Consider the following 25,025-nt stretch of genomic DNA (forward strand, 5'->3'; position numbering starts at 1 on the left):
CTACCACTTCTCCGTGTAGATCCCGGCCGTCGACGTTCCGTTCGCCTTCGTCTTCGAGGCGGGCTTCGACGTCGGCGCAGCGGCGGCGGCAGCGACGTTCGGTTTCGCCGGCGGTGGAGTCGTCGCGAGGGCAGGGGGAACCGAGGCCGAGATCGTCGGTGGCGGCGTCACCTCGCTTGACGCGGTCGTCGGCGGAGATGTCGACAGCGGCGTGGTCGGAGGCGTTGGTGCGAGACCGAAGCCTTGCGTTGGTGCGCTCTCCGTGGGCTTGCTCCGATGCAGGCCGGTGAGCCCGATGGCGAGCAACGCCACCAGCGCAATCAGGCCTCCGACGGTGGCGACGACGAGCTTGTGGTTCTTCTCGACCGGAGCGATGCGCGCCGGAGCAGGAATCGAAGCGGCCGGCGGAACTCGCGACGTGCGCGGCGCTCCTACGTTGCGGAGGGCTTCGGCGAGCTCCCGCATGCTGGCGAAGCGTTCGCTGCGGTGCTTGCGGAGGCATCGAAGGACGATCGCGTCGAGCTCGGGCGAGAGATCGGGGCGCACCGTGAGCATCGAAGGTGCCTCCATGAGCGCCACCTTCTTCGCCATCTCGGTGAGCGCGCCGGCGGCGATGGGCAAGCGGCCGGTCAGCATCTCGAACATCACGACGCCGAGCGAGTAGATGTCGCTTGCGGGACCGACCTGCACGCCGTCCCACTGCTCGGGACTCATGTAGAGCGGAGTTCCGAACATCGCGCCGGAGCGGGTGAGCAGCGTTGTGCGCTCCGCGGAGACGCCGGCGATACCGAAGTCGACCACCTTGACGACCTCGGTTCCGAGCGCACGCGTGAGGAAGACGTTTCCCGGCTTGAGATCGCGATGGACGATGCCGGCTTCGTGCGCGGCGCCGAGCGCATCGGCGATCTGCATGGCCAAGGCGATGACGCGTCGTTCCTCGAGCGGGCCTTGCGAAGCGAGCACGCGATCGAGTGGGTGCCCGGTCAGCCGCTCCATGATGATGTAGCTGCCGAACTCCGGATCCCTCGCGAAGTCGATCACCTTGACGACGTGATCGTGATTGAGCTGGGCGCTGACACGAGCCTCGCGCAGGAAGCGCTCTGGTGCGTCGCCGTCGAGGAGGCGCGCATCGAGAAGCTTGATGGCGACGACTCCGCCGAGCTCCTCGTGCACGGCACTCCACACCGTGGCCATGCCGCCTTGTCCGATGAGCTCACGAACGACGTACTTCCCGAGCTTGCGACCGACGAGATCGAGGATGACTTCGCTGCGAGGTCCGACCGTGGGCGTCACGGTTGGCGCGACCGCGAGAACCGAATCGAGCAGGTGCCCATCCACGGGACAGCGCCCCGATCGAGGATCGACGGGGTGCCCGCACTGAGGACACGGAGGACTCGGAGGACTCGGTGGACGCGGTACGGCGTTCATGAGGAGAGGCGCTGCGAGCGACGGTGATCCGAATGAGCCGGACGGCTTGGCGCCGTTTTTACGCCGGCCCACGAGTTCCTAGCACTTCTATGCGACTCGGCCCGTGTGGTCGCGTCAATCCCGTGTTCCGCCCTTCGAGGGCCGTCACGAGGAGTCTCTCATGCGTGCCACCATCCCTAGTTCCCTTGCTAGTTCGGGGCGTTTCCTCCGGGCCCTTGCGCTCTTTATGATGGGATTTCTTCAGCTTTTCAGCGGCGTCTCGTGGGCTGCCGAAAGCAAGGCGGCCGAAGGCAAGAAGGCGCCGGAAGCCAAACAGGCGGCCGAAGAACCCGCACTCGGTCCTCGGACCGTGAAGATTGCGGTCGTCCTCGACAAGCTGACGAAGTTCGAGATTGGCCCCGGAACCTTCAATTCCGAGTTCTTCGTCTTTACCGGGTGTGACACCGAGCCGTGCGTAACGGATCCGGACGTGTCCAACGGTAAGGTCGTGAGCAAGGAGAAGGTGGCCGACCTTCCGACCCTCAAGATCTTCCGCGTCAAGGCGGAGCTCGAGGCGAACGTCGATCTCTCCGAATTCCCTTTCGACAAGCACACGCTTCCGATCACGCTGACCGACAAGGACGACGACGTCACCTACGTCAGCGACCCTGCGCTCCTCACGCAGTTCAAGATGCCGTCGGTGAACCCAGAAATACGACTTGCAGGGTGGAACGTCGACACGGTCCTCATGCCGCGTGTCGTGACGCACAAGCTCGAAGGCGGCCTCGAGTTCAAAGAAGCTTCGTTCGATCTTCCGATCGCGCGGCCGGTCCTCGCGTCGTTCTTCAAGACGCTCGTGCCCGTCTTCTTCATGATCTTCGTGGCGGGCTTCACGCTTCTCCTCAAGGCGAAGAGCGCGGCCGGGCGCCTCACGGCAGCCACCGGCGGACTCATGACGGTGGTCATGTTCCACCTCTCGGCCACGTCGTCGCTTCCGCCGCTCGGCTATCTCACGCGCATGGACAAGTTCATGCTCGCGACGTACTTCGTCTACCTCGTGAACATCTTCTTCGCCGTCGCGATCGTGCGCTTCGACGAGAAGAAGAACGAGAAGTTCGCCGAGCTCGCTTACCTGATCGCCGGTGGCGCGGTCCCTGGTCTCGCGCTCGTGGCGTGGCTCAGCGTGTTCCTCAAGGTCGTTTGACCTCGCGCGCGCTCGTCTTCTTGGCGGACTTCTTGGCGGACTTCTTGGCGCCCGTCTTGGTGAAAGGGACCCGGCGCGTCTTCGTCGACTCGGACTTGGCGGTTCGGGTCGACGTCGACATTTCTTCGGCTTCTTCGGCTGTCAGCAGTCGTTGGATGGAGAGATCCAGATGACTGCGTACGAACCGCATGATGCTCTGCAGCTCCACGGTGCCGACTCGCAGCTTGCCGCGAAGGATCTCGCGCGTCTTCTCCTGCACCTCGCTTCGTGCTCGCTGGAGCATGCGCGCGGCGGTGGCTCGATGAACGCCGAAGATGGTTCCGATCTCGTCGATCGAGAGCCCGTCGACCAGGCTCATGCGGAGAATGTTGCGCTCCTCGACCGTGATGCCGGCGAGCGCTTTCTCGAAGGCCCACTTGAAGTCGTGGGAATACCGCGCGCGCAGGTGATCGAGCTCGGGGTCGATGGCGCCGGGAACGAGCGCGAGAACTTCGCGGGTAACCGGCTGCATGGCGGCGACGTCTCCGCGGCGCGTCGAGCTGATGGCCAGGCGCACGGCGGCGATGCGAATCCATCCGAGGAGCGGGCCACGACCCGAGTACTCGAGGATCTTCGGCGCCTCGCCGTTACGACTCACGAGGAGCTTCTCGCGAAGGAGCTGCGCGATGTCTTCGCGCGAGACCTTCTCCTTCATGCGCGCGAGGGCCTCGGTCACCAGCGGGACGAGTTGCTCGTCGAGCTTCGCGAGAGCCTTCTTCTTGCCGAGGCCGCAGGCGAGGGCGAGCCACAGATCGGAGGCGTGGAGCTCGTCGAGAGCGATCGCGACGTCTTCGGCGTCGTCGACGCGATCGGTGACGTGTTCGACGAATGCTTCGTCACGAAGATCGATGTCCGGCCATGCCTTGCGCGCGCGAGCCACGAGGTTCGTCGCGAGCGAGTCCAGCTCCGCGATCGAAGACAGCGCGGTCTTCGAGTTCTTTGCGCGGCCGACCATGACTTTCGCAAGCACGCGACTACATTACACGAGCCATGAGCGGCTGCCTGGACGACAACACGGTTCTCGCATACTTCGAGCGCCGTCTTTCGGTGGCCGCCAATGCGGCTGTCCAAGGCCATGTCGACCGCTGCTCGGCCTGCCGGATGCTGGTGGGGGAGGTCGCCCGCACGGTTTCCCGTCGACCCGCGCCGCCCGTTCAAGAGCGCGTGGTCGTTCGCGCGGCGCCCAAGGCAAAAGCGTCCGTGCGAACCGGCGCGCGCCTGCCTGCTCCAGGTGACGTCCTCGGTGGACGATACAGACTCGAGAAGATCGTCGGCGAGGGAGGTTCCTCCGTTGTCTGGGAGGCGTGTCACGTCGTCATGCGCAGGCCCGTCGCGCTCAAACTGTTACGGTCGGACGACCCCAACACGGCGCGTCGTTTCTTCCGTGAGGCGCGCGTCACGGCGGCCCTCAGGCACGCGAACATCGTCGAGGTCTACGACGTGTTCGAGATCGCCGCGTCCAACACGACCGCGATGGTGATGGAGCTGCTCGTCGGCGCTCCGCTCTCGCGTTGGCTGAGCGATGATCATGAGTGGCGTCATGGGTGGCCGGTGCGTGAGACGGCACGCGTGCTCCTGCAGGTGGTGGCCGCCACGGTGGCTGCGCACTCGTTCGGTGTCGTTCACCGCGATCTCAAGCCGGACAACGTCTTTCTGCTCGGCAACCCGGCGTCGATCGATCTGCTTTCCCCGCGCATCAAGGTCGTCGACTTCGGCTTGGCGAAGCTCACCGCGAGCGAAGGGGCAACCGCCGCGAGCGGCAAGCTTACGCGCCAAGGCATGGTGCTCGGAACACCTCACTACATGTCACCCGAACAGGTCGCTGGTGACCTGGAGGTCGATTCGGCAACCGACGTATGGGCGCTCGGCGTCATCGCCTACGAATGCCTGGCGGGCGCGCGTCCCATCGACGCACGCAGCCTCACGCAGATGCTTCGGGCCATCGCCAACCCGAGCATCGAACCGCTTTCGTCACGCGCCCCGCATGTGCCGCGGGCGGTGTCGAACCTCGTCGGCGCCATGCTCTCCAAGGAGCGCGGCGACCGTCCGACACTTCGACAGGTCTTCGACGTCCTGATGCATGCAGCGCGGTGAGCCGCTCCCGATAAAGAAGCGACCGCCTCCTCCAGCCCTTCTCCCGAAGGAGAAGGGGAGGAAGGGAGGGCGTCAGACCGACAGGGTCGACTTCAGCTTGGCGAGGTAGGCCTTCTCGTCGTCGCTGATCTTCTCGCCAAAGCCGAGGAAGCCGGAGCCTGAGGCGCCCGCCACCTGCTCGCTGATGCCGAAGAGAAATGTCTTGAAGCCGCGGGCTTCGTCCGCGCCTGCCTTCGCGTCGACGATCGCCACGACATGGCCAAGGTCCGCGAGGATGCCGTCCGACGTCTTCTTCTCGGGAGCCGCAGGCGGCGTGTCCGTGGACTTGCTCTCGAAGTCCGCGATGATGGCGTGCACGAGCGCGTTGCCCGCGTAGCTCTCCTTGGCCGAGACGACGGCTTTGATCATGGCGTGGAGCTCCTTCGCGAAGGAGACGACGCCCATGTCGAGAAGCGAGATGCCCATGCCCGCGAGGAGCGGGGCTTCCGTGAGCTTCGTCCACTCTTCGTTCGAGAAATCCGCCTTGGTAGCCATTGCATCACCTCATCGGAGGCGCTGTCGGCCCGACCTGTTCGAGCCTTGGATCAGCACCACCGTTCGTCGAGCTGACGCCGCGACCGCGTGCGAGTCGCAAAGTTCGCGCGCCGCAGAGCGCGATTGGCGCTCAGAAGTGACCGGCGGCTGCGAAGCCCGCGCCGTTCTGTCCGATGCTCGGCGCCAGCATGAAGGCCTGCTTCTCCGTCTTGGCGCGATTGTGGAAGAAGAGGTACGCGCCGACGCCGAGACCGAGCGCGCCGACGCCGAACGCGATCGGCGAGACCACCGACCACGTTTTACCGCTCGAGGCTGCGTCGACGTCGGATTGACTGTTGCACGTCTTCACGCCGTTGACGTTGGCGCATCCGGAGTCGACCGTGCTCTTCGCGCTCAGCACCTGGAGGCCGCCGATCGTGCCGACGATGACGCCCGCTGCACCGACGCCGAGCGCGGCGTACGCGAGCGTGCGCGAGCCGTTGCTCGACGAGCTGTCGGACGCCGTCGTGCCGACCGGTTCGATGCGCGCCGTCTTGTTGCCCGCCGGAGCAGCAGCAGCAGGGACAGCGGCGACCGCGTTGTTGTTTTCCGGCCACTTCAGCTCGACGCGCGCCGTCTTGCCTTCTTCGGCCGTGACCGTGGCGACGAAGGCGGACTTGCCGGGCGCGCTCGCTTCGTACGTGTGTGACGTCCCCGGATCAGCGAGTTCCGGCGTGTTCCACGACGACGGAGGTAGGACCGCACCGTCCTTCTTCACCTCGAGGCCTTGCGCGGAGACGCTCTTGGGAACGACGAAGCTGACGCGAGGAAGGCGACCTTCGAGACGCGATGCACGCTCGCGAGCGTGGCGCTCCGCGTCCGGTCGGTTGGCCTGCACGGCGCGCGCGGCAGCTTCGAGGAAGCTCGAATACGCGCTCGCCACCATGCCGCGACGTTCGTAGCAGTCACCGAGGTTCAGCACCGCGCGGCCCGACGGGGCGAGGCGATCGCTCTCCGCGAGCTTGGTGCAGGCCTCGAGGAGGTTGCCCTTCTCGAGCGCGGTCCGCCCTTCCTGGAACGCCGCGTCTGCCGCGCGTTCGTTGGGGCCTTGGGCTGCCGCGAAATTCGGCGTGGCGAGGACGAGGACGGAGGCAACGGCGGCGAGGCAGAATCGAGTGCGCATCGGATTCACCACTTCGTGTCGGTATAGAGAGAGCCGGAGCTGGAGTTCGTGCCCGCACGCGCGGGGGCTCGGCCGGGGGATGCCTTGGGGGCCGTCGCGTGCGGAGGTGTAGCTGGCGGATCGGGAGTGAGCAACGTCGGAGGCGTCAAGACCGCGGACGGCTGCGAGGTCGGCGTAAGCGCTTGAACTTTCGGCATCGGCTCCGTGATCAGGGTCGGCGCCGGCGGCGGGGTGACGAGGCCGTGACCGCTGACCGCTTGTGCCGTGGCAACGGGGGCCGCCGTGCGGCTCGCGCCGAGCGAAAACGCGACGAGCCCGACGAGAACCACGAGCAGAGCCGCCGTGCCGCCGAGGGTGGCAAGCAAGAGTGCGCGGCCGTGACGATCGCTTGCTGGAGACGTCGGAGTGAGCGTCGGGACGTGGGCCATCGGTGCCGCCGGGGCCTCTCCCGAGCCGCGCGGGACGAGCTCGTGACGTTCGAACGCCGTTCGTCCGCCCGTCGAAAGCATCTTGTGTCGCGCAAACGTGAAGCTCGCCGGCGACGGCCGCGCGTCTTGCGAAGGGCGGTTCGCAGGGGGGAGAACCGGCGCGGCATCGACCTTCGAAAGAAGCGTGGCAGCGTCGATCGGACGGGCGTAGTGCTCGAGCACCGAGGCCACTTCACCGGCGTCGGCGAAGCGCTCCGCGGGGTCGACCGCCAGGCAGCGAATGACGATCTTGGCGACGGCGAGCGGTACGCCCTCGGGAAACGCGCTGACCGGCACCGCCTCGGTGAACTGCCGGAAAATCAGGTCGCCGGGCGAATCCGCGTCCCACGGGAGGTTCCCGGTGAGCGCCTCGTAGAGCATGACGCCGACGGAGAACACGTCGCTACGTTCGTCGGTCGCACGCGCCGAGCGAAGCTGCTCGGGGACATGTACGAAGGCGTTCCGATGACGGCCTCGGTCATCGTGAGTCGCTTCGTGAGCTCGTTCGCCGCGCCGAACGCGATGCCGAAGTCGACGAGCTTGACGAGCACGGTGCCGTCGGACTTCGTCGTGAGCATCACGTTCTGCGGCTTGACGTCACGATGCACGATGCCGATCCGATGGGCTTCGGCGAGGCCCGAGCAGACCTGGCGCACGATCTCGGTGGCGACGCAGACCTCGAGACGCGGGTGGCGATCGAGCACGCGCCCGAGGGGCTCGCCGTCGAGGAATTCCATCACCAGGTAGGGCGCGCAGTCCGCTGGCGCATCGACATCGAGCAGGCGCACGACGTTGTCGGATTTGATTTTGAAGAGGCTCTTCGCCTCACGGAGGAAGCGCTCGACGTTCTCCGGTGTGGCCGAGCACTCGGGCCTCAGGAACTTGAGGGCGACGCGCTCGCCGAGCGCCATGTGTTCGGCTTCGTGCACGAAGCCCATGCCGCCTGCCCCGAGAATCCGACCGAGTCGGTACTTGTTGCCGATGATGGGAGGTGGCGCGTTGGGGACGACGACGGTGTTCACGGGATCCCGCGCGTCGCGAGGACCACGAACATTTCGAGAACCGCCACGGCGGCGAAAGCACCGAAGATGCCGACTGGCAGGACGATGCGGAGCTTCGAATCGACGGCGGGAGCCTTCGGCGTAGTCGCGTCGGCCTTGGCCGCGGGCGCCGGCGCGGGACCCGACGTGGGGAGGGGGGGCGGCGCAGGAATGCTTGGCTTCGGCGAGATCTCGGTGTCCTGCCTCATCTTGGCTTCGGCCAGAGCGAGATTCGGCGGCAGCTGGACCGTGCTCTTCAGGTGCGGGCCGAGATAGACGGTGCTGGCTGTCCGGGCGAGCTCTTCGGCCGCCATGTTTCCCGCGACCGACACCGCCGCGATGACCTCGGGCACGCTCATGATCGGCCGCCACTCGGCGTTGGGGGAACCGAGCGCAACCTGGGCATGGGGAGAGACGTTGCCTGCGAGCAAGGCCCGAACGACGACGTCTATCGAAACCGGACCGAGCGGCCCGCCCTTTTCCACCGACACGAACCAGCTGTTCACGGTGCCTCCGAGGCCTGAACCGAGGACATCGAGGACATCGCACTGCGCGATGCCGTCGTTCGGTTGACGCGTCGGTCCAAAAGAAGTCGCACGACGACCGTGCGATTCCCTCGATACCCCTGGAATTTCAGCGTGTCGCGTCGTGCAGGCGGATCCACAGCCAGACGAGACCGGCGAGAATACCGGCGACGTTGATTGCCGGAACGAGCCACGTGCGGACCACGGCAAAACGGTTCCGGGCAAGCATGACGAGTGGAACGACGAGGGCGAGGATGGCGATCTGACCGGCCTCGACCCCGAGATTGAAACCCAAGAGTGCGGCCGGGATGCGTGGTGCCGGGAGGTTCCGCTCGGCGAGCGCTCCGGCGAATCCGAACCCGTGGACGAAGCCGAAGGGCAGGGTGATGCGCCAGCGCTTGTCGGTATCGCGAACGAAGAAATTCTCGACGCCGACGTACGCAATCGATAGCGCGATCGCCGGTTCGACGAAACGTGGAGCCGGCGTCCAGATCCCGAGGACCGCCAGGGCCAAGCTCGCCGAGTGCGCGAGCGTGAAGGCGGTGATCGCCTTGAAGAGGCCACGCGCGCGTCCGCCCACGACGACGAGGGCCGCAAGGAAGGCGAGATGATCGTAGCCGGTCAGGATGTGCTCGATGCCCATCCCGAAGAACGAGGGCATGCGGCTCGCGACGATCGGATGTCCCGTGTCGACGAGGATCGTCGGCGACGTCCGCATCGCCACGGTTTCCTGGTCGACGTTGCCGGCGCGAACGTGCACGAGGTGCCGGTGGCCGGAAGGAAACGGCTCGAGGAATCCGAAGCCGAACGTGAGGTCGTGGCCGCCCGCCGGGCACGTCGCGCGAGCACGCACGATCGCGTCTTCTCCGTCGATGGCGAGACTCGTGAGCGCGACCTGACACGCCCCCCCGGAAGCTCCGATGGAGAACGGTCGAACGATGCCGGCATCGACGATGGAAGCGCCGTCGTCGAGCTCACGCGCCGAGAGCTTTCCGTCGCCGTCGCGATCGAGCGCAGGGAGGGCCGCGGCGAGGTCCCGGTGGGCGAACACGATTTCGGCCTCGACGCGATCGTCTTCGAGCACGTAGTTGCCGCGCGAAAGCCCGACTTGATGTGCCTCCGCGCGCACGCCGAAACAGAAGGCGATCGATCCGAGCAGCAGCGCGAGCGCGATGCGCATGCTCATGGCCCTGCGGTGCGGTCGACGCATCGCTTCGCGGCCTCGCGTGCCGCCGCTCGAAACGACGCGGCCGCGTGGGGAAGGGCGAGCAGTCGGTGCGACGCCTCGCAGATCTCGCTCGGGTTGCGCGCAGCTTCTGCCGCCTCGAGCCAGAGCCCGAATGTCTCGTCGTTGGACCGGACGGAGGAGGCGCTCTTGGCGAGCACGAGGGCGCGCGCCGTGTCGCCGCCGGCGCCGAGCCAGAATCGCGCGGCGTGATCGACGTAGGCCTCGCGGTGCGAAGCGAGCAGGTGATCGTAGCGCGCGCGGGCCCTCTCGAGCATGGCCTTGCCCTCGGCGGTCCGGCCGGCTCTCCGAAGTGCATCGCCGAGCTCGGCGAAGACCTCCGGATCGTCGCTTCGTGCGACGACGGGCGTGAGGAGCGCGATGGCCTTCTGCGGAGCTTCGAGCGCGGCGAGATGAGCCGCTGCGCGCGCGTACAGAGGCAGCAAACGAACGGCGCGCGTGTAATGCGCACGCGCCTTGTCTCGCTCTCCTGCCTTCTCGTAAAGCGTCGCCTGCATCGCGTCCATCCACGCGAGTGGAAAGGGCGACACGTCTCGATACCGTGCGCGCGCCGCGTTCAGGCCGCGTCCAGCGTCGTCGAGCATGCCGAGCTCGCCATCGAGCAGCGCACGCGAGGCGAGGGCCATCGCATCTCCCTGCGCATCCCCGGTGTCCGGAGTGACCTTCATCGCCTCGTCGAGGTGACCGGTGGCGGCGAGAATCGTCGCCTCGAGCCCGGCCAGACTGCGCGCCGGAGCCCCTGCTTTTTCGGCCTCGCGTAGGTCTTCGAGCGCCTCGGGAAAGCGATGCCAGGTGGCGCGTGTGCTCGCGCGCGCCCGCCAGGCGAGGGGAGCAGCCGGCGCTTCGGCCACCAACGTTTCGGCGAGCGCCGAGGCCCGTTCGTAGTCGGCGACCACGCCGAGAAACTGCCCGCGCGTGAGCAGCAATTCGACGAGCCCGGCGCGCAGCCCAACGTCTCCGGGCGCGGCTTGAATGCGTCGCTCTTGCCCTCCGATCATGGCGTCCAGGTTGTCGACGGCGATGGCCCCGTCGGTCGTGGGACGCAGCGCAGGAAGTGACGCTTCGGGGGACGCGCCTCCGGTTCGCTCGGCGTGTTTGCCTTTGCACCCGGTGGCAAGCGCCAGGAGCGCGAGGCCCGCCACGATGGATCGAAGAGCCATGGAATCTCCCGTTCGAAATCGAAAACGAGTCCCCCGCCCTTGCGGACGAGGGGACTCTTCGTGGTTTCGTGCGCCTCGACGTTCAGGGAGGCGGCGCGAGGAACGGGAACGTGGCGACCTGCGTCTTCGCCGGATTCTGCGTGGTGCCGTCGGTGACCGTGATGCCGACCTGGCCCGTCGCGAGCAGCGTGTAGGTCAACTTGGCGACCTCGTACGAGGGCTTTCGGCCTCCGCAGTCGGTGTTGGTGATGATCTTCGTCGCGTTCGCCTCGACCGCGAGGTACGTCGTGCACGCAGCGGCCGCGGCGTTGACCCAGATGCGGTCGTCCGACAGGACGGTGGCGAGCGTCTGATACCGACTGGCGTCGGTCTTCGTCGTGTCGGCGAAGATCTGGTTGCCGCAGATCGTGTCGAGTGCGTCGTAGATGGCGAGGTTCGCCTCGAACTCCGGCACGTACTTGGGCCAGGTCGTCATGTCGGCGTTGAAGTTGTACTCGTCCTTCGCCGCGCCCTTGGTCGCATCATTGGTATCGAAGGTGTGGTTCAGCGCGGTGTTGACCAGGGGCCGACCCATGCGATCGATCTCGGCTCCGAGGGCGGGCGGGGCGGGGAAGTTACCACTGCCCGTCGAGCTGCTGCTGCTGCAGGCCGCCATCAACATGGAGGCCACGGTTGCGAGAGAGAGGATTGTTTTTCGCATGATGTCCTCCTCCTCAGGTTCCGTTGGTGCTCGCCCAGACGGCGACGATGTTGCCGCCCTTGGTCACGAGCGTCTTGTCGACGGAGACGACGATCGCCAGCGTGGCGGCCGTCGCGAAGTCGTCCGGCGACGACCGCGTCGGGTTGGTCGGGCTCGCCGTCTCCTTCAAGATGCCCTGGAGGGCGGTCGACGTCGCTTGATCGATCGTCGGACAGCCCGCCGTCAGGTTCGACAGCGTCGGCTTCGCGGCGTCGACCGCAGCGACCGCGTCGTTGAACCCGGTCAGGTTGAAGAAGAACGGATCGGAGCGCAGCCCGGCGAAGACCTTCGTCTTGCCGCTCGCGCTGGTGATGCCCGCTTGGACGTTGGCATTGCCGGTCACGAAGTCGTCGGTGCCGACCCAGCACGAGATGTTCTGCGCCGCGTCGAACGTGCAGATGACATCTTCGTTCGCGGTCGTGTTGCCGAAGGCAGGGCCGCTCGCCGTGTGGAACACGTACTGGACGGTGTTCGAGAACTTCGCGTTCGCGTCGGCGAACGGGAAGACGGTCATCACCATCTGGTAGTTTGTGCCGTCGACCCACGTGTAGACGTCGTTGATGTCTGCCGCAGGCTCGGCCTTCGTCTTCGGCGCGTCACGATGGTCGGCCGAGAGTGCCGGCCTCGAAAGACCGACCGCGGCTGCCGTCGCGACTGCCGCGAGCGCGAGCAGCCACGTTCTCTTGTTCGTCAGGACATTCATTCACGGCCTCCTCACCCCAGCGCGTGATTGCGGTGGAGGTCTCCTTTCGGAGAGCCTCGTTGCCAAAACCTACGTTCGGAAAGCGACGGCGGCCGAGTCTATTTCGATGCGATTTCCAAGAGGGTCTCGGGCGTCACGCACATGCGGCCGAGGGCATCGAATCCATGGTCGAACGGCGCTCGACATCGCATCGCGAGGCGCGCTCGTCGCAGACCTCGCGGTCGAGGTCGATGGCCGGTCTGCTCGGGCTCTTCCGCCGGCGATGGATCGGCCTGAAAAGCGCTGTGGCGGGACGCGTCGAACCTGCGACCGAAGGGCTCCGGTTCGGGTAGACTGACGGAAGCAATGCACCGCACGACCGTTCTGGAGGCGTGTGCATTTTCGGGCCGGTTTCTAGACGCTCTCACCGTTCTCGTTTGTTCGTTTCTTCGCTTGTTCGTGATTGGGCTCGTGATTTGGCAGGTCTCTCTGGAGTTCCGCGAGTGACGCGTGCGAGCCGCCGAAGCCGACGGTGGGCGAAGGCAAACCTCGCGCTCCTCGTGCTCGTCCCGCTCGCGACGTGGCTCGTCTCGACGAGCGCACGAGCGGGCGAGACGGTCGAAACGTCGCCGAGGTTCCATCTCGCGTACACCGCGCCCGCGCAGGGCTGCCCGGACCGCACGGCCTTCATCGACGCCGTTCACTCGCGCACGCCCCGTTCGCAGCTCGCGACCGAAGACGAGACCGCAGTCGCCTTCACGGTGACGATCAAGACGAACGACGGTCCGAAGGGCGCGACGATGGGACAGCTCGAGGTGCAGGAGCCGGACGGCACGCATCAGACGAGGCACGTCTCGAGTCGAACGTGCGCGGAGGTCGCGAAGGCTCTCGCGCTCGTCGTTGCGCTCATCGTCGATCCCGAGTCGATGACCGCACCGGACGTGGAGCCCGCGCCGGCGCCGGTGCCGCCGGTCGAGCCCATCCCCGAGGCGCAGCCCGAGCCGGCACCTCCACCTCCACCTCCACCTCCACCTTCACCGCCACCGCCGAAGCGGCGACGCACGCCGGTCGTCGCTCCGCCGCCTCCGCCTCCGGTGATCTTGGCAGCAGGGCTCGAGCTCGGCGCGACGAGCGCGATCGGTCCGGCGATGGCTCCTTCGGCAGGCTTGCTGCTCGACGCCGAATGGCGGTCGGGAGCCACGCCGCTCCGCTCACGCCTCGTGACGCCGGCTCTGCGGGCGTCGTTCGACATGGCCACGACGTCGAGCGACCTCCCGATAGGCAAGCAGACTTACCGCTGGTTCGCAGGCACCGTTCGCTTCTGTCCGATCCACCTGCCGTTCGCAGGGGCCTTCCGGGTCGCTCCCTGCGGGGCGTTCCAGGTCGGCTACCACCACGGGAACACCCGGGGGGCCCCCAACCCTGCGACCCACGGGGATTTGTGGCTCGCGCCGGTCGCCGAAGCCAACCTCGACTGGAAGTTGAGCCGAGCCATGACGCTGGAGCTCGAGGGGGGAGCCCTCTTCCCTCTGCGGCAAACCCGCTTCTTTTTGGCCCCCAACACCACGATTTTCACGGTCCCGAATGCAGGCGGCTTGGTCCGTTTGTCCCTTCGCGTACGATTTCGGTGATCAGAACTTCGAGGTGACGAGATTAGGCCAGGGTCATGGCGGCTTCCCCCTCGCTCTACGAGGAACTACATGACCTCCACGTGACGCGAGGTTCCGCGGGGCGTGGAGTGGATGATCGTGACCGGGCGCGCTCTCAGAGCGAGCTCGTACGCACGCATTTGCCTGTCGTCTGGCGATTCTTACGGCGTCTCGGCCTCTCCCCGGAGGACGCAGACGACGTCGCCCAGGAGGTCTTCCTCGTTGCGGTCCGGAAGATGGACCAGATCGGGGAGGGCCGCGAGCGCCGCTACCTGTTCGGCGTCGCACTCCGTATCACGTCTCGGTACCGCCGGTCGCAGCGCGTCCGTGCGGACAAGGCCGCCGGCGACGACGTGGAGACCTGCAAGTCGCCCGACCTCGATACCGACGAGCTTCTCGCGCGCAAACAAGCCCGCGTGCTCCTCGACAAAGCCCTCTCCGAGATGAGCGCCGATCTCCGGACCGCGTTCGTCCTCTACGAGCTCGAAGAGATGACGATGTTGGAAATTTCGACAATCACGGAAGCGCCGATGGGTACCGTGGCGTCGCGTCTTCGTCGCGCCCGTGAACAGTTCCAAGACGCGGTCAAGCAGATGCAGAGGACGCCATGAAGGGACCTCCCCGTCTGTTCGAGGAGGGCTCGTCGTTCGAGCGATCCCTCCTCCGCTCGGGACTCGACGAAGGGCCTTCGGCGGATCTCGAGAGCCGTATCCTCGCGGCCGTGGCGGCGGCGCCTGCTGCGGCGAGTATCTCCGATGCCGGTGCAAGTGGAGCGCGACCTGCGGTCTCCGGCTTTTTTCGGCCGCGCTTCTTCATCCTCGCCGCTGCGGCGGTCGGTGTGGGAGCGGTCCTCGTCACCTCGATTGTCGAGCGCCACGCGTCCGTCGTCGATCGAACGGCCGCGCCGGTCGTGTCGGCGAATCCGGTGGTCGCTGTGGCGCCTGCCGCCCCCGCGCCCGCTGCGCCGGAAGTCGTGCTCACGCCCGATTCGCTTCCGACGGCGCCCACTTTCTCTCCTCCGTCTTCGGTTCCGCCTTCGGTTCCGTCCTCGGTTCGATCTTCTGCCGCGACCGCGCTCTCGGCGTCGGCGAAGCCCTCGGCGCTGAACGACGATGGGCCCTCGCTCGAGCGTGAGATCGAGCTGCTCGACGCCGTGAAGAAGAAGCTCGGCGCGGGCGCCACCGTCGACGCGTCGCGCGCTCTCGACGCGTACGACGCCGAGTTCCCGCACGGAGCACTTCGCCCGGAGGCGACGGTGCTTCGCGTTCGCACGCTCCTGCTCCAAGGCAATCGAGCCGCTGCCACCAAGCTCGCCGATGACTTCCTCGCGAAGCATCCGAGCAGCGTGCACGGCAAGCGCATCCGCGCCCTTCTCGCGGAGTAATTCCCGCAGCTCTCTCTCCTCTTCAAGGGAGTCTCATTTGTTTATCCGATCGTTGCGGACCTTGCCGGTCCCCTTGCTCTTCGTCTGGGCATTGTCCTGGGGCTGCGCGACCAGCGAAGCGCGTCTCGGCGATACCGAGGACGCCTCGACGTCGCCGGTCTTCCAAAACCCGTCGGACGGTGACGCGGCCGTCGACAGCGACCTCGGGCGCACCCCGCTGATGTGCAAGGGCACCGAGTGCCCGTCGCCGTTTGCCACCTGCGCGGCGGAGAGCGGGCCGGCCTACAAATGCGGGACGGACCTCTCGAGCGATTCGAACAACTGCGGAGCGTGCGGGAACAAGTGCCTCACGTACGAGCCGCTCCGCATGAACTCGCGATGCGTGGACGGCGCTTGCGAGGTCGAGTGTAGAAACTCGCTCACGGTTCAGACCGACTATCGCAACTGCAACGGCAAGATCGACGACGGCTGCGAGGTCGACGCGTACACCGACCACGACAACTGCGGTGCGTGCGGTCACAAGTGTGGAGACAAAGAGACCTGCATCAACGGCCAGTGTGGCTGTCCGGCGGGCCTCATCGCCTGCCCGGATTCATCCGAGCCCTCCGGCGTGCGGTGTCTCGACCCCAAGACGGACGACGACAACTGTGGTGCGTGCGGTCACGCGTGTTGGGAAGAAGCGCCCCCCGCAGGCTCGTGTGATCCGAGCCCTCCAGGCATGAACTACGGCTGCGTGGCCGGCACGTGTGGGCACCTCAAGTGCGGGCAAGACCTGCGAGACTGCAACAACGACGTTGGCCCTGGGAAGTGCGACTCGGACGGCTGCGAGGTCGACGTCACGCGCGATCCCAACAACTGCGGCGGCTGCGGAATCAAGTGCGTCGGTGCCGAGGAGTGCATCGACGAGGGCAACGGTTGGGAGTGCGCGGTGCCCTGTGTGCGCTCCGGCAAATCGATGTGCCCGAACGGCTGCGCGGACCTCCTCGGCGATCCCAGCAATTGTGGCGGTTGCGATAACAACTGCGGCACGGCAGGCCCCAACGAAGTGCGCTCCTGCAAGAAGGGCCGCTGCAGCGTCGAGTGCGCGACCGGCTTCGCCGACTGCAATGGCGATCCGAGCGACGGTTGCGAGGCCAACCTGCTCGTCAACCCCGGCAACTGCGGGACGTGCGGCAACCAGTGTGACGTCGGAGCGGGGCAGCCCTGCATCGAGGGGAAGTGTCTGATGACGGAATGCACTGGGGAGACCCGATGAATCGCGCGCGTATCGAACGCCTCCTCCTCGCCACGACGGCCACGTCGCTCGTCGTGCTGGTGCCCTGGTTCGTGAGCTGCGCCGCCTCGGACAGCTCGCCAGGATCGTCGCCGGATGGTTCGGACACCACGATCGGTGAAACGGGTGCGGATGCAGACGCTGGCGCCGCCAACGACGCGGCGTCAGAGGCCGGCTGTGATGCTTCGGACGATGCGTGCGTCTCGACCGTTATCTCGTGCTCCAACGCCGATTGGTGCCCCGAGGACACCGGCGTCAGCACGAACGTTGCGCTCACGAGCGTTTGGGGCTCGGGTCCCAAAGACGTCTGGGCGAGCGGCTCCGCGGGCACGCTCGCGCACTACGATGGAACGGCGTGGGTCATCACGCCGACCAAGCCTGCCGTCCAGAACACCTTCCAAGCCGTCTGGGGCTCGGGTCCGAACGACGTGTGGGCAGTGAGCATGACCGACGTCATCTTTCACAGCACCGGCTTTGCGAACGGGACCGCCAAATGGGAGATGGTCACGGCGGCCACCCCCTCCGGTCGTGACTTCACGCGCGTCGCGACTGCGCTCTGGGGCACCGGGCCTGACGACGTTCGGATCGGCGCCCGCGCGTACGCCCAACAGGATCCGGAGACCACCGAGTACGTGCTCTACAACCAGTTCACGAAGACGACCGCCGAGGACGGCGGGCTCGCTTGGACCGAAGAGCGAGGTGACGGAACCGTGCACGCGTTCTGGGGAAGCTCGGCGAACGACTTCTGGTACGTCGCCGACAACAGCCCGAAGAACGGGTGGCAGCGAGGTTTGACGATGCACGCGACCCGAGGCGCCAAGGGCCTGCAGTGGCAGAACGTCGACAGCCAGTCGTCGTTCACGCTCGAAGGCATCTGGGGCAGCAGTGCGAACGATGTCTGGGCGGTCGGCGACAAGGGCACGCTCCGTCATTTCACCGGCGGAGCGCGCTGGGACATCGTCGAGTCCGTGACGAACATGCCGCTCCACGCCGTGTGGGGAACGGCCGCGAACGACATCTGGGCGGTTGGCGAAGCAGGTACGATCCTGCACTTCGACGGCACGGAGTGGAAACCTTCGACGGCCGCGTTCAAGCTCGGAAACAAGCCGAACCTGCTCTCCGTATGGGGAAGCAGCGCGAACGACGTATGGATCGTCGGTGATTCGGTCGCGCTCCACTACACCGGACCGAAAGGCGATGCTACCAAATGAATCGGTTCGTCATGGGAACCGGGCTCGGGCTCGGACTCGCGTTCGTGCTCACGTTCGTGGGCTGCGCCGACTCGAACGAAACGCCGCCCGCCTCTTCTCCGCCCGAGCAAGAAGCCGGTGTGCTGCCTGGCGTCGACGCCAGTGCGGTTGACAGCGGAGCTGACGCCAATGCCGATGCACGCACGGACGCCGAGGCAGGTTCTCCGCGCGAGTGTTCGGACGACGGCTTCTGCCATACGACCGTTCCGCCGAAGCAGACGATTCGCTCGATCTGGGGCGACCGTCAGGGCGTGGCTTGGGCCGTGACCGACGAGGGCGCCATCTTGCGGTGGGACGGCGCTGCGTGGAGCGTGCACCAGACGTTCAGCGAAGCGCTGCTCACCGTCTGGGGCAGCGGCCCGACGGACATCTGGGTTGGCAGCGGCACCTCGCTCTATCACGGTGAGGGCACGACCTCGGCCGGTCTCACCTTCGCGCAGGTCGACCTGCCGGGCGACACGACCCAGATCAAGTCGATCTGGGGCACCGGCCCCAACGACATCTGGGCCATCGGCCCGGTCAACGACTTCACGTGGCAAGGACGCGTGCTGCACTACACCGGGCCCGGGACGGGCAAGGGTGGCGGCTGGACGCTCGACCCTGTCTCGACCCAACGCGTCTTCTGGAACAAGGTCGTGGGTACGCCGAACAGCGGTGTGTGGCTCGCAGGCGTTCGCAGCGCCCTTTCGGGCAACGAGTTCGTTGTCCTTCGCAAAGAGGTTGGTGCCGACGCGTTCACGCAGGTGACGGTCCCCGGCGATCCGAAGGTGCCGAACCCGGCCGGAAATTTCTGGCGCTTCTGGGGCGCCTCGGCGAGCTCCGACGACACCATCTGGTTCTTCGGCAAGACAGGCTCGGGAACCCTGGGCTTCATCCGGGGGACCTCGGCAGACAGTGGAGCCACCTTCACGTGGACCTTCTTTAACGACGGCCGAGCGCCTGCACCGCAGATGCAGGCCATCTGGGGAACCACCGCGAACGACGCCTGGTTCGTCGGCGACTACGGCCGCGTTCGGCACTGGGACGGCACCTCGTTCACGCAGTCGGCAATCACGATCACGAAGGTCCCGGTCATCGACCCGTTCTACGCGGTGTGGGCGAACGGAGCGGACGACGTCTGGGTGGCCGGCAAAGGCGTGGCCTTCCACAAGGACCCTTCGAAGAAGCCTTGAGGGGATGCGCATGAAACCTCGCTTTGGAATTCTCTCTCTCGTTGCCACCACCTCGCTGGTCTCCTCGGCGATGGTGGTGGCGTGCGGCGACGACTCGTCGGACTCGCACACCTTCGACTTTCCCGACGCCGCGCCCGACGTCGTCGACAACGCGCCCGACGGCGGCTCGGACGCATCCGAGGCCGGCGATTCCGCCGTTCGGCGCGATCCGTTCGACCCGACGGACGAGCCCGTCGTCTGCGACGTTGACGGCGGCCCCTGCGCGACACAGCTCGTCGCCGGGTTGAATCATTTCTGTGCACTCCTCTCCGACAAGACCGTTCGGTGTTGGGGCGACAACACCTACGGCTCGCTCGGGAACGGCGGAGGCCGCGACCCGGGGCCGAAGCTCGTCGTGGAGGTCGGCAAGCTCACCGGCGTCACGCAGCTCAGCGCGGGTAACCGCACGACTTGCGCGGTCGTCGACGACGGCAGCGTCCGCTGCTGGGGCTACAACGGCAGCGGTCAGCTCGGCATTTCTGCCGATCCGCCGACCCAGGACGAAGGCGATCATGCCGTTCCGACGCCGGTCGCGCTAAGCGGAGCGGCCAAGCATGTCGACGTCGGAGACGAGAACGCTTGCGCGCTCCTCACCTCGGGCGAGCTCCACTGCTGGGGCAACGACGATTCGTTCCAGCTCGCGAACCCGAAGACTGCCCACGTGCGCGGGCCCGGTCCGGCCTCGCTCGGATCGGTCACCGTGTCGAAGGTCGCGCTCGGCACGAACACCACGCTCGGCCTCACGAGCACGGGCGACGTCATGAGCTGGGGTGAGCTCGCCGGTCCGACGGGGCCGCTCGGCGGCCGCATGACTTCGATCAGCCCGGATCCCCATCCAAACCCCATCCTGCAGCTCCACTCGGTGACGAGCCTCGCGGCATCGCTGACGTTCCGCACGGACGTGAGCGGCCCTCTGAACCCCGGCACGCAGGACATCGGTCCGGGCCCCCGCGTGCTGCGCCGCGCCCACGCCTGCGCGATCGCCGGTGGCGAGGTCTATTGCTGGGGCCGCAGTGACTATGGTGCGTTGTGCACGGGATTGCCCGACGCCGAGCTCCTGCCGGCGCGTGCGCCGCTCGACAGTCGTGCGTGGCCGCAGCAGGTGGCCGTGGCCGACGAGATCACCTGCGTTCGCATGACCGACGGCACGGTTCGATGTTGCGGTGGTGACTCGCGAGGGCGTCTCGGCAACGGAAGCGTCGACGTGTTCACGGCCTTCTTCGTTCCGGTCGCCTCACTGACCGGTCATGCCGTCCAGATCGCCACGAGCAATCGTTCGGTCTGCGCCCTGCTGAAGGATGGAAGCGTGCAGTGTTGGGGGAGCAACGAGCACGGCGAGCTGGGTACGGATGCCTCGGACGAGGATCCGCACCCGACGCCGATGAAAATCGCCTTCTAGGCGTGTGACGAGATGAAAGGTCGATGTCGATGCTGACCGACGCGCGCAAGATTAGTTTCGCTTCCGTCGTCGTGTGCACGGGCCTTGCGGCCGTGACGTTTGCAGCGTGCTCGAGTGATCCTACCAAGTTCGATGACGGGCCTGGCTCCCTCACGTCGGACGGGGAGGCGCCCGACGCCCAGTCGTGCGGTTATCACTGCTCGGCCGATCTGAAGAAGGTCATCAAGGGGTGCCCGGGGTCAGAAGAAGTCACGAGCTGCGGGCCCGACGAGGGCTGCGGCGTCGATCGCTGCGTGGATGCCTGCCAGAGCGCGGCGCTGTCGAAGGGCTCGATCGGCTGCTCCTTCTGGACCTTGCCTCCGGACGATCCGACGGAGGGCCCGGGCTCCTGCTTCACCGCACTCATCGCGAACACGTGGGATCGCCCGGTCACCCTCGGTGCCGAATACGGGAGCGAGGCACTCGACATTTCGAACTCGATCTACACCGTGACGCGGACCGCTGACGGCGCCACATACACGCGTCTCGATGGGCCGATTCCGCCTGGGCAGGTCGCGGTCGTCTTCCTCTCGCAGGCCGAGGCGGTCAGCGGCTACGCGGGGACGCGTTGCCCGGAGGGCGTCACGCCCGCATTCAAGGGCGATCCGATCCGTCACGGCACCGCGAAGACCAGCGCGTTCCATCTCACGGCCGACGCGCCCATCTCAGCGTATTCGATGTACCCGTACGGCGGCGCCGACAGCTACATCCCGACGGCCACGCTGCTTCTTCCCATCTCGTCGTGGGACACGAATTACATCGCTGTCTCCACGGGCAAGTACGGTGATCAGAACCGCTCGGCGCTCGACCGTCGCACGATCCAGATCGTCGCCAACGAGGACGACACACGCGTGTCGATGCGGCCGACGAAGGCGATTGGCGCCGGCAACGAGGTGGACGCTGCCGGCAAGAACGAAACGCACACGTGGACGCTCTCGCGTGGTCAGGTCCTTCAGATCACTCAGAGCGGCGAGGTGACCGGGAGCCCGATCTCGTCGAACAAGCCCGTGGGCCTTTTCGGCGGGTCGCCTTGCGACTTCCTCCCGAGCGGTGTCATGTCGTGCGACGTGACCCAGCAGCAGATCCCGCCGTTCTCGCAGTGGGGGAACGAGTATGCGCTCGTGCCCTATGCCTCTCGCATCATAAGCGTCACGGGCAGTGCCCGCGAAAAGGTCCTGTGGATGTTCGTCGGCGCGGTGGACGGCACGGTGCTCTCCTACGAGCCGAGCAAGCCGCCGGGCGCCCCCGATACCCTCTCCGCGGGTCAGCCCGTCTACTTCATGACGGATGCGCTCGTGACGGTGAAGAGTCAGGACAAGAAGCATCCGTTCCACGCCGCCGTGCACATGTCGAGTGCAACGTTCGGTGGCGGTGCGCCGGGTGGCGGCATGACCTCGGGCGATCCCGATTTCGTCAACGTCGTCCCCTCCGACCAGTTCCTCGATCGCTACGTGTTCTTTGCCGACTACACCTTCTCGGACACGGTCCTCACCGTCGTGCGCCGCAAGACGGACAAGGGCTTCATGCCCGTCGACCTCGACTGCGCGGGCGAGCTCCAGGACTTCCAGCCGCTTGGCTCGAGCGGCGAGTACGAGTACGCGTGGGTCTATCTCACGAAGGCCTTCCTTGCGCAGAAGTTCGCGAAGGGCGAGTGCAGCTACGGCGGCCACGAAGCGCACAGTGACGGAACGTTCTCCGTCACCGTCTGGGGCATCGGTCGCGACGCGAGCTACGGCTACGCAGGCGGCATGGGAAGTCGTCCGATCAACGACGCCCCGGCGCCCATCGTGAACTGATCGCCGAGCGCGCGAAGATCGATTGGAGCGAATCCAAGTTCGATATCGAACCATCGCTTCGCGCGCTTGCACGCGATTTCGCCTCTGACGCCAAGACGCGTTTTTGCGTTCACGACACCGCGGGTTCGACGAGAGACGTGTTCTCGTTGCCTGCGGTGGATGATTATACTGCGTACGAGGCAGGTGCCCCGTGCGTCGATTCCTCCTTTTCCTAGGCATTGCGCTCGTCGTTGGCGCCTGTACGACCATCACGGGAGCCGACAAGTTCACGATCGGTGATGCCATCGACGACGGCACGCCGGGAACGAGCTCCAATCGCGATGCTCGCGCGGGACAGGGCGGTTCGGACTTCGACGGCAGCACGGTGAACGACTCCGGCCGGCCCCGTGGCGACAGCAGCACGGTCGATGGGCACCTCGAGGACTCGGGCGTCGACGCGTCGGACGGGGCGCTGCCTCCACCGGCGTCCGATCCGAATGCGGTCGGTCCTTGCGGTCCTCCGGATGGTCCGCGTTGTGACGAGGGCTACGCTTGCTGCGCGACGTATCCGGTCACCGCGCCGAGCTGCATCCTGCGCGTGTACGCCTGCAACGCGGGCGCGGGCGACACGCGCGTCGCGCATCTCTTGTGCGACGAGAAGGCCGACTGTAGCGGTGGTCAATCGTGCTGCTTCGCGAGCAGCGGTGGCGGCTCGTTCAGCGCGAAGTGTCTTGCGAGCTGCACGGTGAAGATGTGCCGGACCGACGCCGAGTGCGGCGGCGACAAGTGCATCCTTTGGCCGTGCGCCAAGGGGCCTGTCGTCGCCACCTGCAACGGCGATGGTTTCGACTCTTCGCTTTGCTACTGACTCCGGGCTAGGGAACGAGCACGGCGCGGAAACGAACCTTGTTCTCCATCATTTTCGTGTAGGCCTCTTCGGCCCTGTCGAGCCCGAAGACCTCGATGCGCGGCGCAACCTTGGTGCGTGCGCTGAAGCGAAGCGTGTCTTCGGAGTCGATCGACGTTCCGCTCGGCCAACCGGCGATGGTCTTGCCGCTCAGCAGGGGAAGGGCGCTGGTGGTCATCGGCTCGAACGGGGCCGCGACGATGAGCAGCTTCGCGCGAGGCTTCAGTCCTTCGATGGTGCTCGTGATGGCATCGGTGTTCGGCGCGGTGGCGAGGACCAGATCGGCGCCGCCCAACGCGTTCAGTCCTTCGGCGGCGGTGACCTTCTTCGTGTCGACGTACTCGTGGGCGCCGAGCTCGCGCGCGAGGGACTCCTTGTCGGCACCTCGCGACAGGGCGACAACGCGGAAACCCATCTTCGCGGCGTACTGGATGCCGAGGTGGCCGAGGCCGCCCACACCGACCACCGCCACGGTGTCGCCGCTCCGCGCGCCGCTGTTTCGTAGTGCGTTGAACGTGGTGACGCCCGCGCAGAGAAGCGGAGCCGCATCGTTGGCTGCGAGATCGTCGGGCATGCGGGCCACCGCTTCGTGGGGCACGACGACGTATTCGGCGTAGCCGCCGTCGAAGGTCACGCCCGTGATCTTGGCGTTCACGCAGTTCAGGAACTGCCCCCTGCGGCATGGGTCGCAGACGAAGCACTGCCCGCCGTGCCAGCCCACGCCGACGCGCTGTCCGGGCTTCCACTCGGTGACGTTCGCGCCGACGGCATCGATTCGTCCGGCGATTTCGTGTCCTGGAATACGAGGCAACGTGAGGCCCGGATAGGCGCCGAACTTCACGATCGCGTCGCTGTGACATACGCCGCACGCTTCGACCTTGATTCGTACTTCATTGGCCTTGGGTTGCGGCACGTCGCGCTCGACCAGTTCGAGCTTGCCTTGCGGTTTCGACACCTGAACGGCTCGCATCTTCGCCATGCGTCGTCTCCCCCTTCGCTCTTGCGAGCGTGCGGCCCAGCATGACCAAGTCGGCCACGGCGTGCAAGCCTGCCCGAGCGCAGTTCGGCATCGCCGTTGTGGTGCGACGTGATACGCAGGAGGCGTGAGAACGACCGTCTTCTTTTCTCGCTTGTGGATGGGCACGCTTGCCATGCTCGGTGCGTCCGGATGCGGATTCCGCACGCAGGATCGCACCATCAGCGCCGCCGACGTCTCCGAGGACCGCACGAAGCTCACGAACTTCATGAGCTCGCCGGCACGTCCCGGACAACCTACCGAAAAGACGCCTTCGGCGATCTCGCGCGAAGCCCTCGTCGACGAGGCTCGCATCGTTCGTTACGGAACCGACGGTGTCTGCGTGGCGCTCCACACGCGTACGCACACGTCTCTGGACGTGCCGATGTCTCAATACCGAATCGAGCTGAACGGCCAGCGCGTGAACATCGACCGCGAAGAGATGGGCGTCTCCGATTGGCAATACACCGGTGAGCGCGAGAAGGCCGTCGTCGAGTTCGTATCCAAAGATGCCGCCGGGAGCTTCCGCTCGACCGAGACCGAACAGAAGACGTTCCGCGTCATCGAACGGCGCACGCAGTTTTGCGGCGTTCCTGCCAAGCAGGGAAAGATCACGCTCGAAGTCAGCATTCCTCAGGACGACGGCCGCGGCCCGTGGGGAGCGAACTTCGTCTGGACGATGGATATCCCAAGCCGCCGCGTGCAGCTCGTGACGGCACCGAACACAATGCCCACGTCGCCGCCGGCGACGCCGGAGCAGAAGGCCGCGCCTGCCGAGCTCGTGCCGGCCGACAACGCGGGGGCTCCGACTCTCTCGCTCTGATC

General features: G+C 66.4%; 22 protein-coding genes and 1 pseudogene. 12 read left to right on the plus strand and 11 right to left on the minus strand.

Annotated elements, in window-relative coordinates:
• On the minus strand, nucleotides 1–1,338 hold the full coding sequence (locus AKJ09_RS22235; RefSeq protein ID WP_169927750.1) for a serine/threonine-protein kinase: 1,338 nt from the start codon (nucleotides 1,336–1,338) through the stop codon (nucleotides 1–3).
• A gap of 319 nt (nucleotides 1,339–1,657) precedes the next feature.
• On the opposite strand from AKJ09_RS22235, the gene AKJ09_RS22240 reads away from it, so the two are divergent.
• Nucleotides 1,658–2,611 carry a ligand-gated ion channel gene (locus AKJ09_RS22240; protein WP_169927751.1) on the plus strand — a complete coding sequence of 318 codons (954 nt, stop codon included), beginning with the start codon at nucleotides 1,658–1,660 and terminating at the stop codon, nucleotides 2,609–2,611.
• Here AKJ09_RS22240 and AKJ09_RS22245 read toward each other — a convergent pair.
• A complete protein-coding gene (locus AKJ09_RS22245) occupies nucleotides 2,598–3,620 on the minus strand; it encodes a sigma-70 family RNA polymerase sigma factor (protein WP_146649218.1) in 1,023 nt (340 codons plus the stop codon). The two genes, AKJ09_RS22240 and AKJ09_RS22245, sit on opposite strands and share 14 nt — an antisense overlap.
• A 20-nt stretch (nucleotides 3,621–3,640) precedes the next feature.
• On the opposite strand from AKJ09_RS22245, the gene AKJ09_RS22250 reads away from it, so the two are divergent.
• Entirely contained in the window at nucleotides 3,641–4,744 is a 1,104-nt protein-coding gene (locus AKJ09_RS22250) for a serine/threonine-protein kinase (protein WP_146649219.1), read from the plus strand.
• 72 nt (nucleotides 4,745–4,816) lie between these two features.
• Here the strand turns inward: AKJ09_RS22250 and AKJ09_RS22255 are convergent, their stop codons facing one another.
• From AKJ09_RS22255 to AKJ09_RS22295, 8 genes and pseudogenes are all read right to left on the minus strand, one after another.
• Entirely contained in the window at nucleotides 4,817–5,278 is a 462-nt protein-coding gene (locus AKJ09_RS22255; protein WP_146649220.1) for a hypothetical protein, read from the minus strand.
• A gap of 130 nt (nucleotides 5,279–5,408) precedes the next feature.
• Nucleotides 5,409–6,440 (minus strand): tetratricopeptide repeat protein, encoded by a 1,032-nt coding sequence (locus AKJ09_RS22260; protein WP_146649221.1) that lies wholly within the window; start codon nucleotides 6,438–6,440, stop codon nucleotides 5,409–5,411.
• A gap of 5 nt (nucleotides 6,441–6,445) precedes the next feature.
• A pseudogene (locus AKJ09_RS56205) lies at nucleotides 6,446–7,929 on the minus strand (serine/threonine-protein kinase).
• Complete coding sequence (locus AKJ09_RS22275) at nucleotides 7,926–8,453, minus strand: hypothetical protein (protein WP_146649224.1); 528 nt, start codon at nucleotides 8,451–8,453, stop codon at nucleotides 7,926–7,928. The pseudogene AKJ09_RS56205 and the gene AKJ09_RS22275 overlap by 4 nt, the downstream one beginning before the upstream one ends.
• Before the next feature lie 127 nt (nucleotides 8,454–8,580).
• Nucleotides 8,581–9,657 (minus strand): HupE/UreJ family protein, encoded by a 1,077-nt coding sequence (locus AKJ09_RS22280; protein WP_169927752.1) that lies wholly within the window; start codon nucleotides 9,655–9,657, stop codon nucleotides 8,581–8,583.
• Nucleotides 9,654–10,877, minus strand: a complete 1,224-nt coding sequence (locus AKJ09_RS22285; RefSeq protein WP_146649226.1) for a tetratricopeptide repeat protein — start codon at nucleotides 10,875–10,877, stop codon at nucleotides 9,654–9,656. The genes AKJ09_RS22280 and AKJ09_RS22285 overlap by 4 nt, the downstream gene beginning before the upstream one ends.
• 82 nt (nucleotides 10,878–10,959) lie before the next feature.
• Nucleotides 10,960–11,577 carry a hypothetical protein gene (locus AKJ09_RS22290; protein WP_146649227.1) on the minus strand — a complete coding sequence of 206 codons (618 nt, stop codon included), beginning with the start codon at nucleotides 11,575–11,577 and terminating at the stop codon, nucleotides 10,960–10,962.
• A gap of 13 nt (nucleotides 11,578–11,590) precedes the next feature.
• Nucleotides 11,591–12,319, minus strand: coding sequence for a DUF4331 family protein (locus AKJ09_RS22295; RefSeq protein ID WP_146649228.1), 729 nt, complete (start codon nucleotides 12,317–12,319; stop codon nucleotides 11,591–11,593).
• Nucleotides 12,320–12,801: 482 nt separating this feature from the next.
• Here AKJ09_RS22295 and AKJ09_RS54350 point away from each other — a divergent pair, with 482 nt between their 5' ends.
• From AKJ09_RS54350 to AKJ09_RS22340, 9 genes are all read left to right on the plus strand, one after another.
• The gene (locus AKJ09_RS54350) at nucleotides 12,802–13,929 is read left to right on the plus strand and encodes a hypothetical protein (protein WP_205633770.1); all 1,128 of its coding nucleotides are present in this window, start codon (nucleotides 12,802–12,804) and stop codon (nucleotides 13,927–13,929) included.
• Nucleotides 13,930–13,964: 35 nt separating this feature from the next.
• On the plus strand, nucleotides 13,965–14,558 hold the full coding sequence (locus AKJ09_RS22305; protein WP_146649229.1) for an RNA polymerase sigma factor: 594 nt from the start codon (nucleotides 13,965–13,967) through the stop codon (nucleotides 14,556–14,558).
• A complete protein-coding gene (locus AKJ09_RS22310; RefSeq protein ID WP_146649230.1) occupies nucleotides 14,555–15,331 on the plus strand; it encodes a tetratricopeptide repeat protein in 777 nt (258 codons plus the stop codon). Before AKJ09_RS22305 ends, AKJ09_RS22310 begins: the two co-directional genes overlap by 4 nt.
• 61 nt (nucleotides 15,332–15,392) lie before the next feature.
• Nucleotides 15,393–16,586, plus strand: a complete 1,194-nt coding sequence (locus AKJ09_RS22315) for a hypothetical protein (RefSeq protein ID WP_146649231.1) — start codon at nucleotides 15,393–15,395, stop codon at nucleotides 16,584–16,586.
• Complete coding sequence (locus tag AKJ09_RS22320; RefSeq protein WP_146649232.1) at nucleotides 16,583–17,815, plus strand: beta propeller repeat protein; 1,233 nt, start codon at nucleotides 16,583–16,585, stop codon at nucleotides 17,813–17,815. Before AKJ09_RS22315 ends, AKJ09_RS22320 begins: the two co-directional genes overlap by 4 nt.
• A complete protein-coding gene (locus AKJ09_RS22325; RefSeq protein WP_146649233.1) occupies nucleotides 17,812–19,026 on the plus strand; it encodes a beta propeller repeat protein in 1,215 nt (404 codons plus the stop codon). Before AKJ09_RS22320 ends, AKJ09_RS22325 begins: the two co-directional genes overlap by 4 nt.
• 10 nt (nucleotides 19,027–19,036) lie before the next feature.
• Entirely contained in the window at nucleotides 19,037–20,464 is a 1,428-nt protein-coding gene (locus AKJ09_RS22330; RefSeq protein WP_169927753.1) for an RCC1 domain-containing protein, read from the plus strand.
• A 23-nt stretch (nucleotides 20,465–20,487) separates the two neighbouring features.
• Nucleotides 20,488–22,299, plus strand: a complete 1,812-nt coding sequence (locus AKJ09_RS22335; RefSeq protein ID WP_146649235.1) for an IgGFc-binding protein — start codon at nucleotides 20,488–20,490, stop codon at nucleotides 22,297–22,299.
• A gap of 190 nt (nucleotides 22,300–22,489) precedes the next feature.
• Nucleotides 22,490–23,146 carry a hypothetical protein gene (locus AKJ09_RS22340; protein WP_146649236.1) on the plus strand — a complete coding sequence of 219 codons (657 nt, stop codon included), beginning with the start codon at nucleotides 22,490–22,492 and terminating at the stop codon, nucleotides 23,144–23,146.
• 7 nt (nucleotides 23,147–23,153) lie between these two features.
• Here the strand turns inward: AKJ09_RS22340 and AKJ09_RS22345 are convergent, their stop codons facing one another.
• Nucleotides 23,154–24,164, minus strand: a complete 1,011-nt coding sequence (locus AKJ09_RS22345; RefSeq protein ID WP_146649237.1) for an alcohol dehydrogenase — start codon at nucleotides 24,162–24,164, stop codon at nucleotides 23,154–23,156.
• A 124-nt stretch (nucleotides 24,165–24,288) separates the two neighbouring features.
• On the opposite strand from AKJ09_RS22345, the gene AKJ09_RS22350 reads away from it, so the two are divergent.
• Nucleotides 24,289–25,023: a hypothetical protein gene (locus AKJ09_RS22350; protein ID WP_146649238.1), complete on the plus strand. Its 735-nt coding sequence runs from the start codon at nucleotides 24,289–24,291 to the stop codon at nucleotides 25,021–25,023.
• Nucleotides 25,024–25,025 lie beyond the last annotated feature (2 nt).

Source organism: Labilithrix luteola, assembly GCF_001263205.1.
Classification (GTDB): Bacteria; Myxococcota_A; Polyangia; order Polyangiales; family Polyangiaceae; genus Labilithrix; species Labilithrix luteola.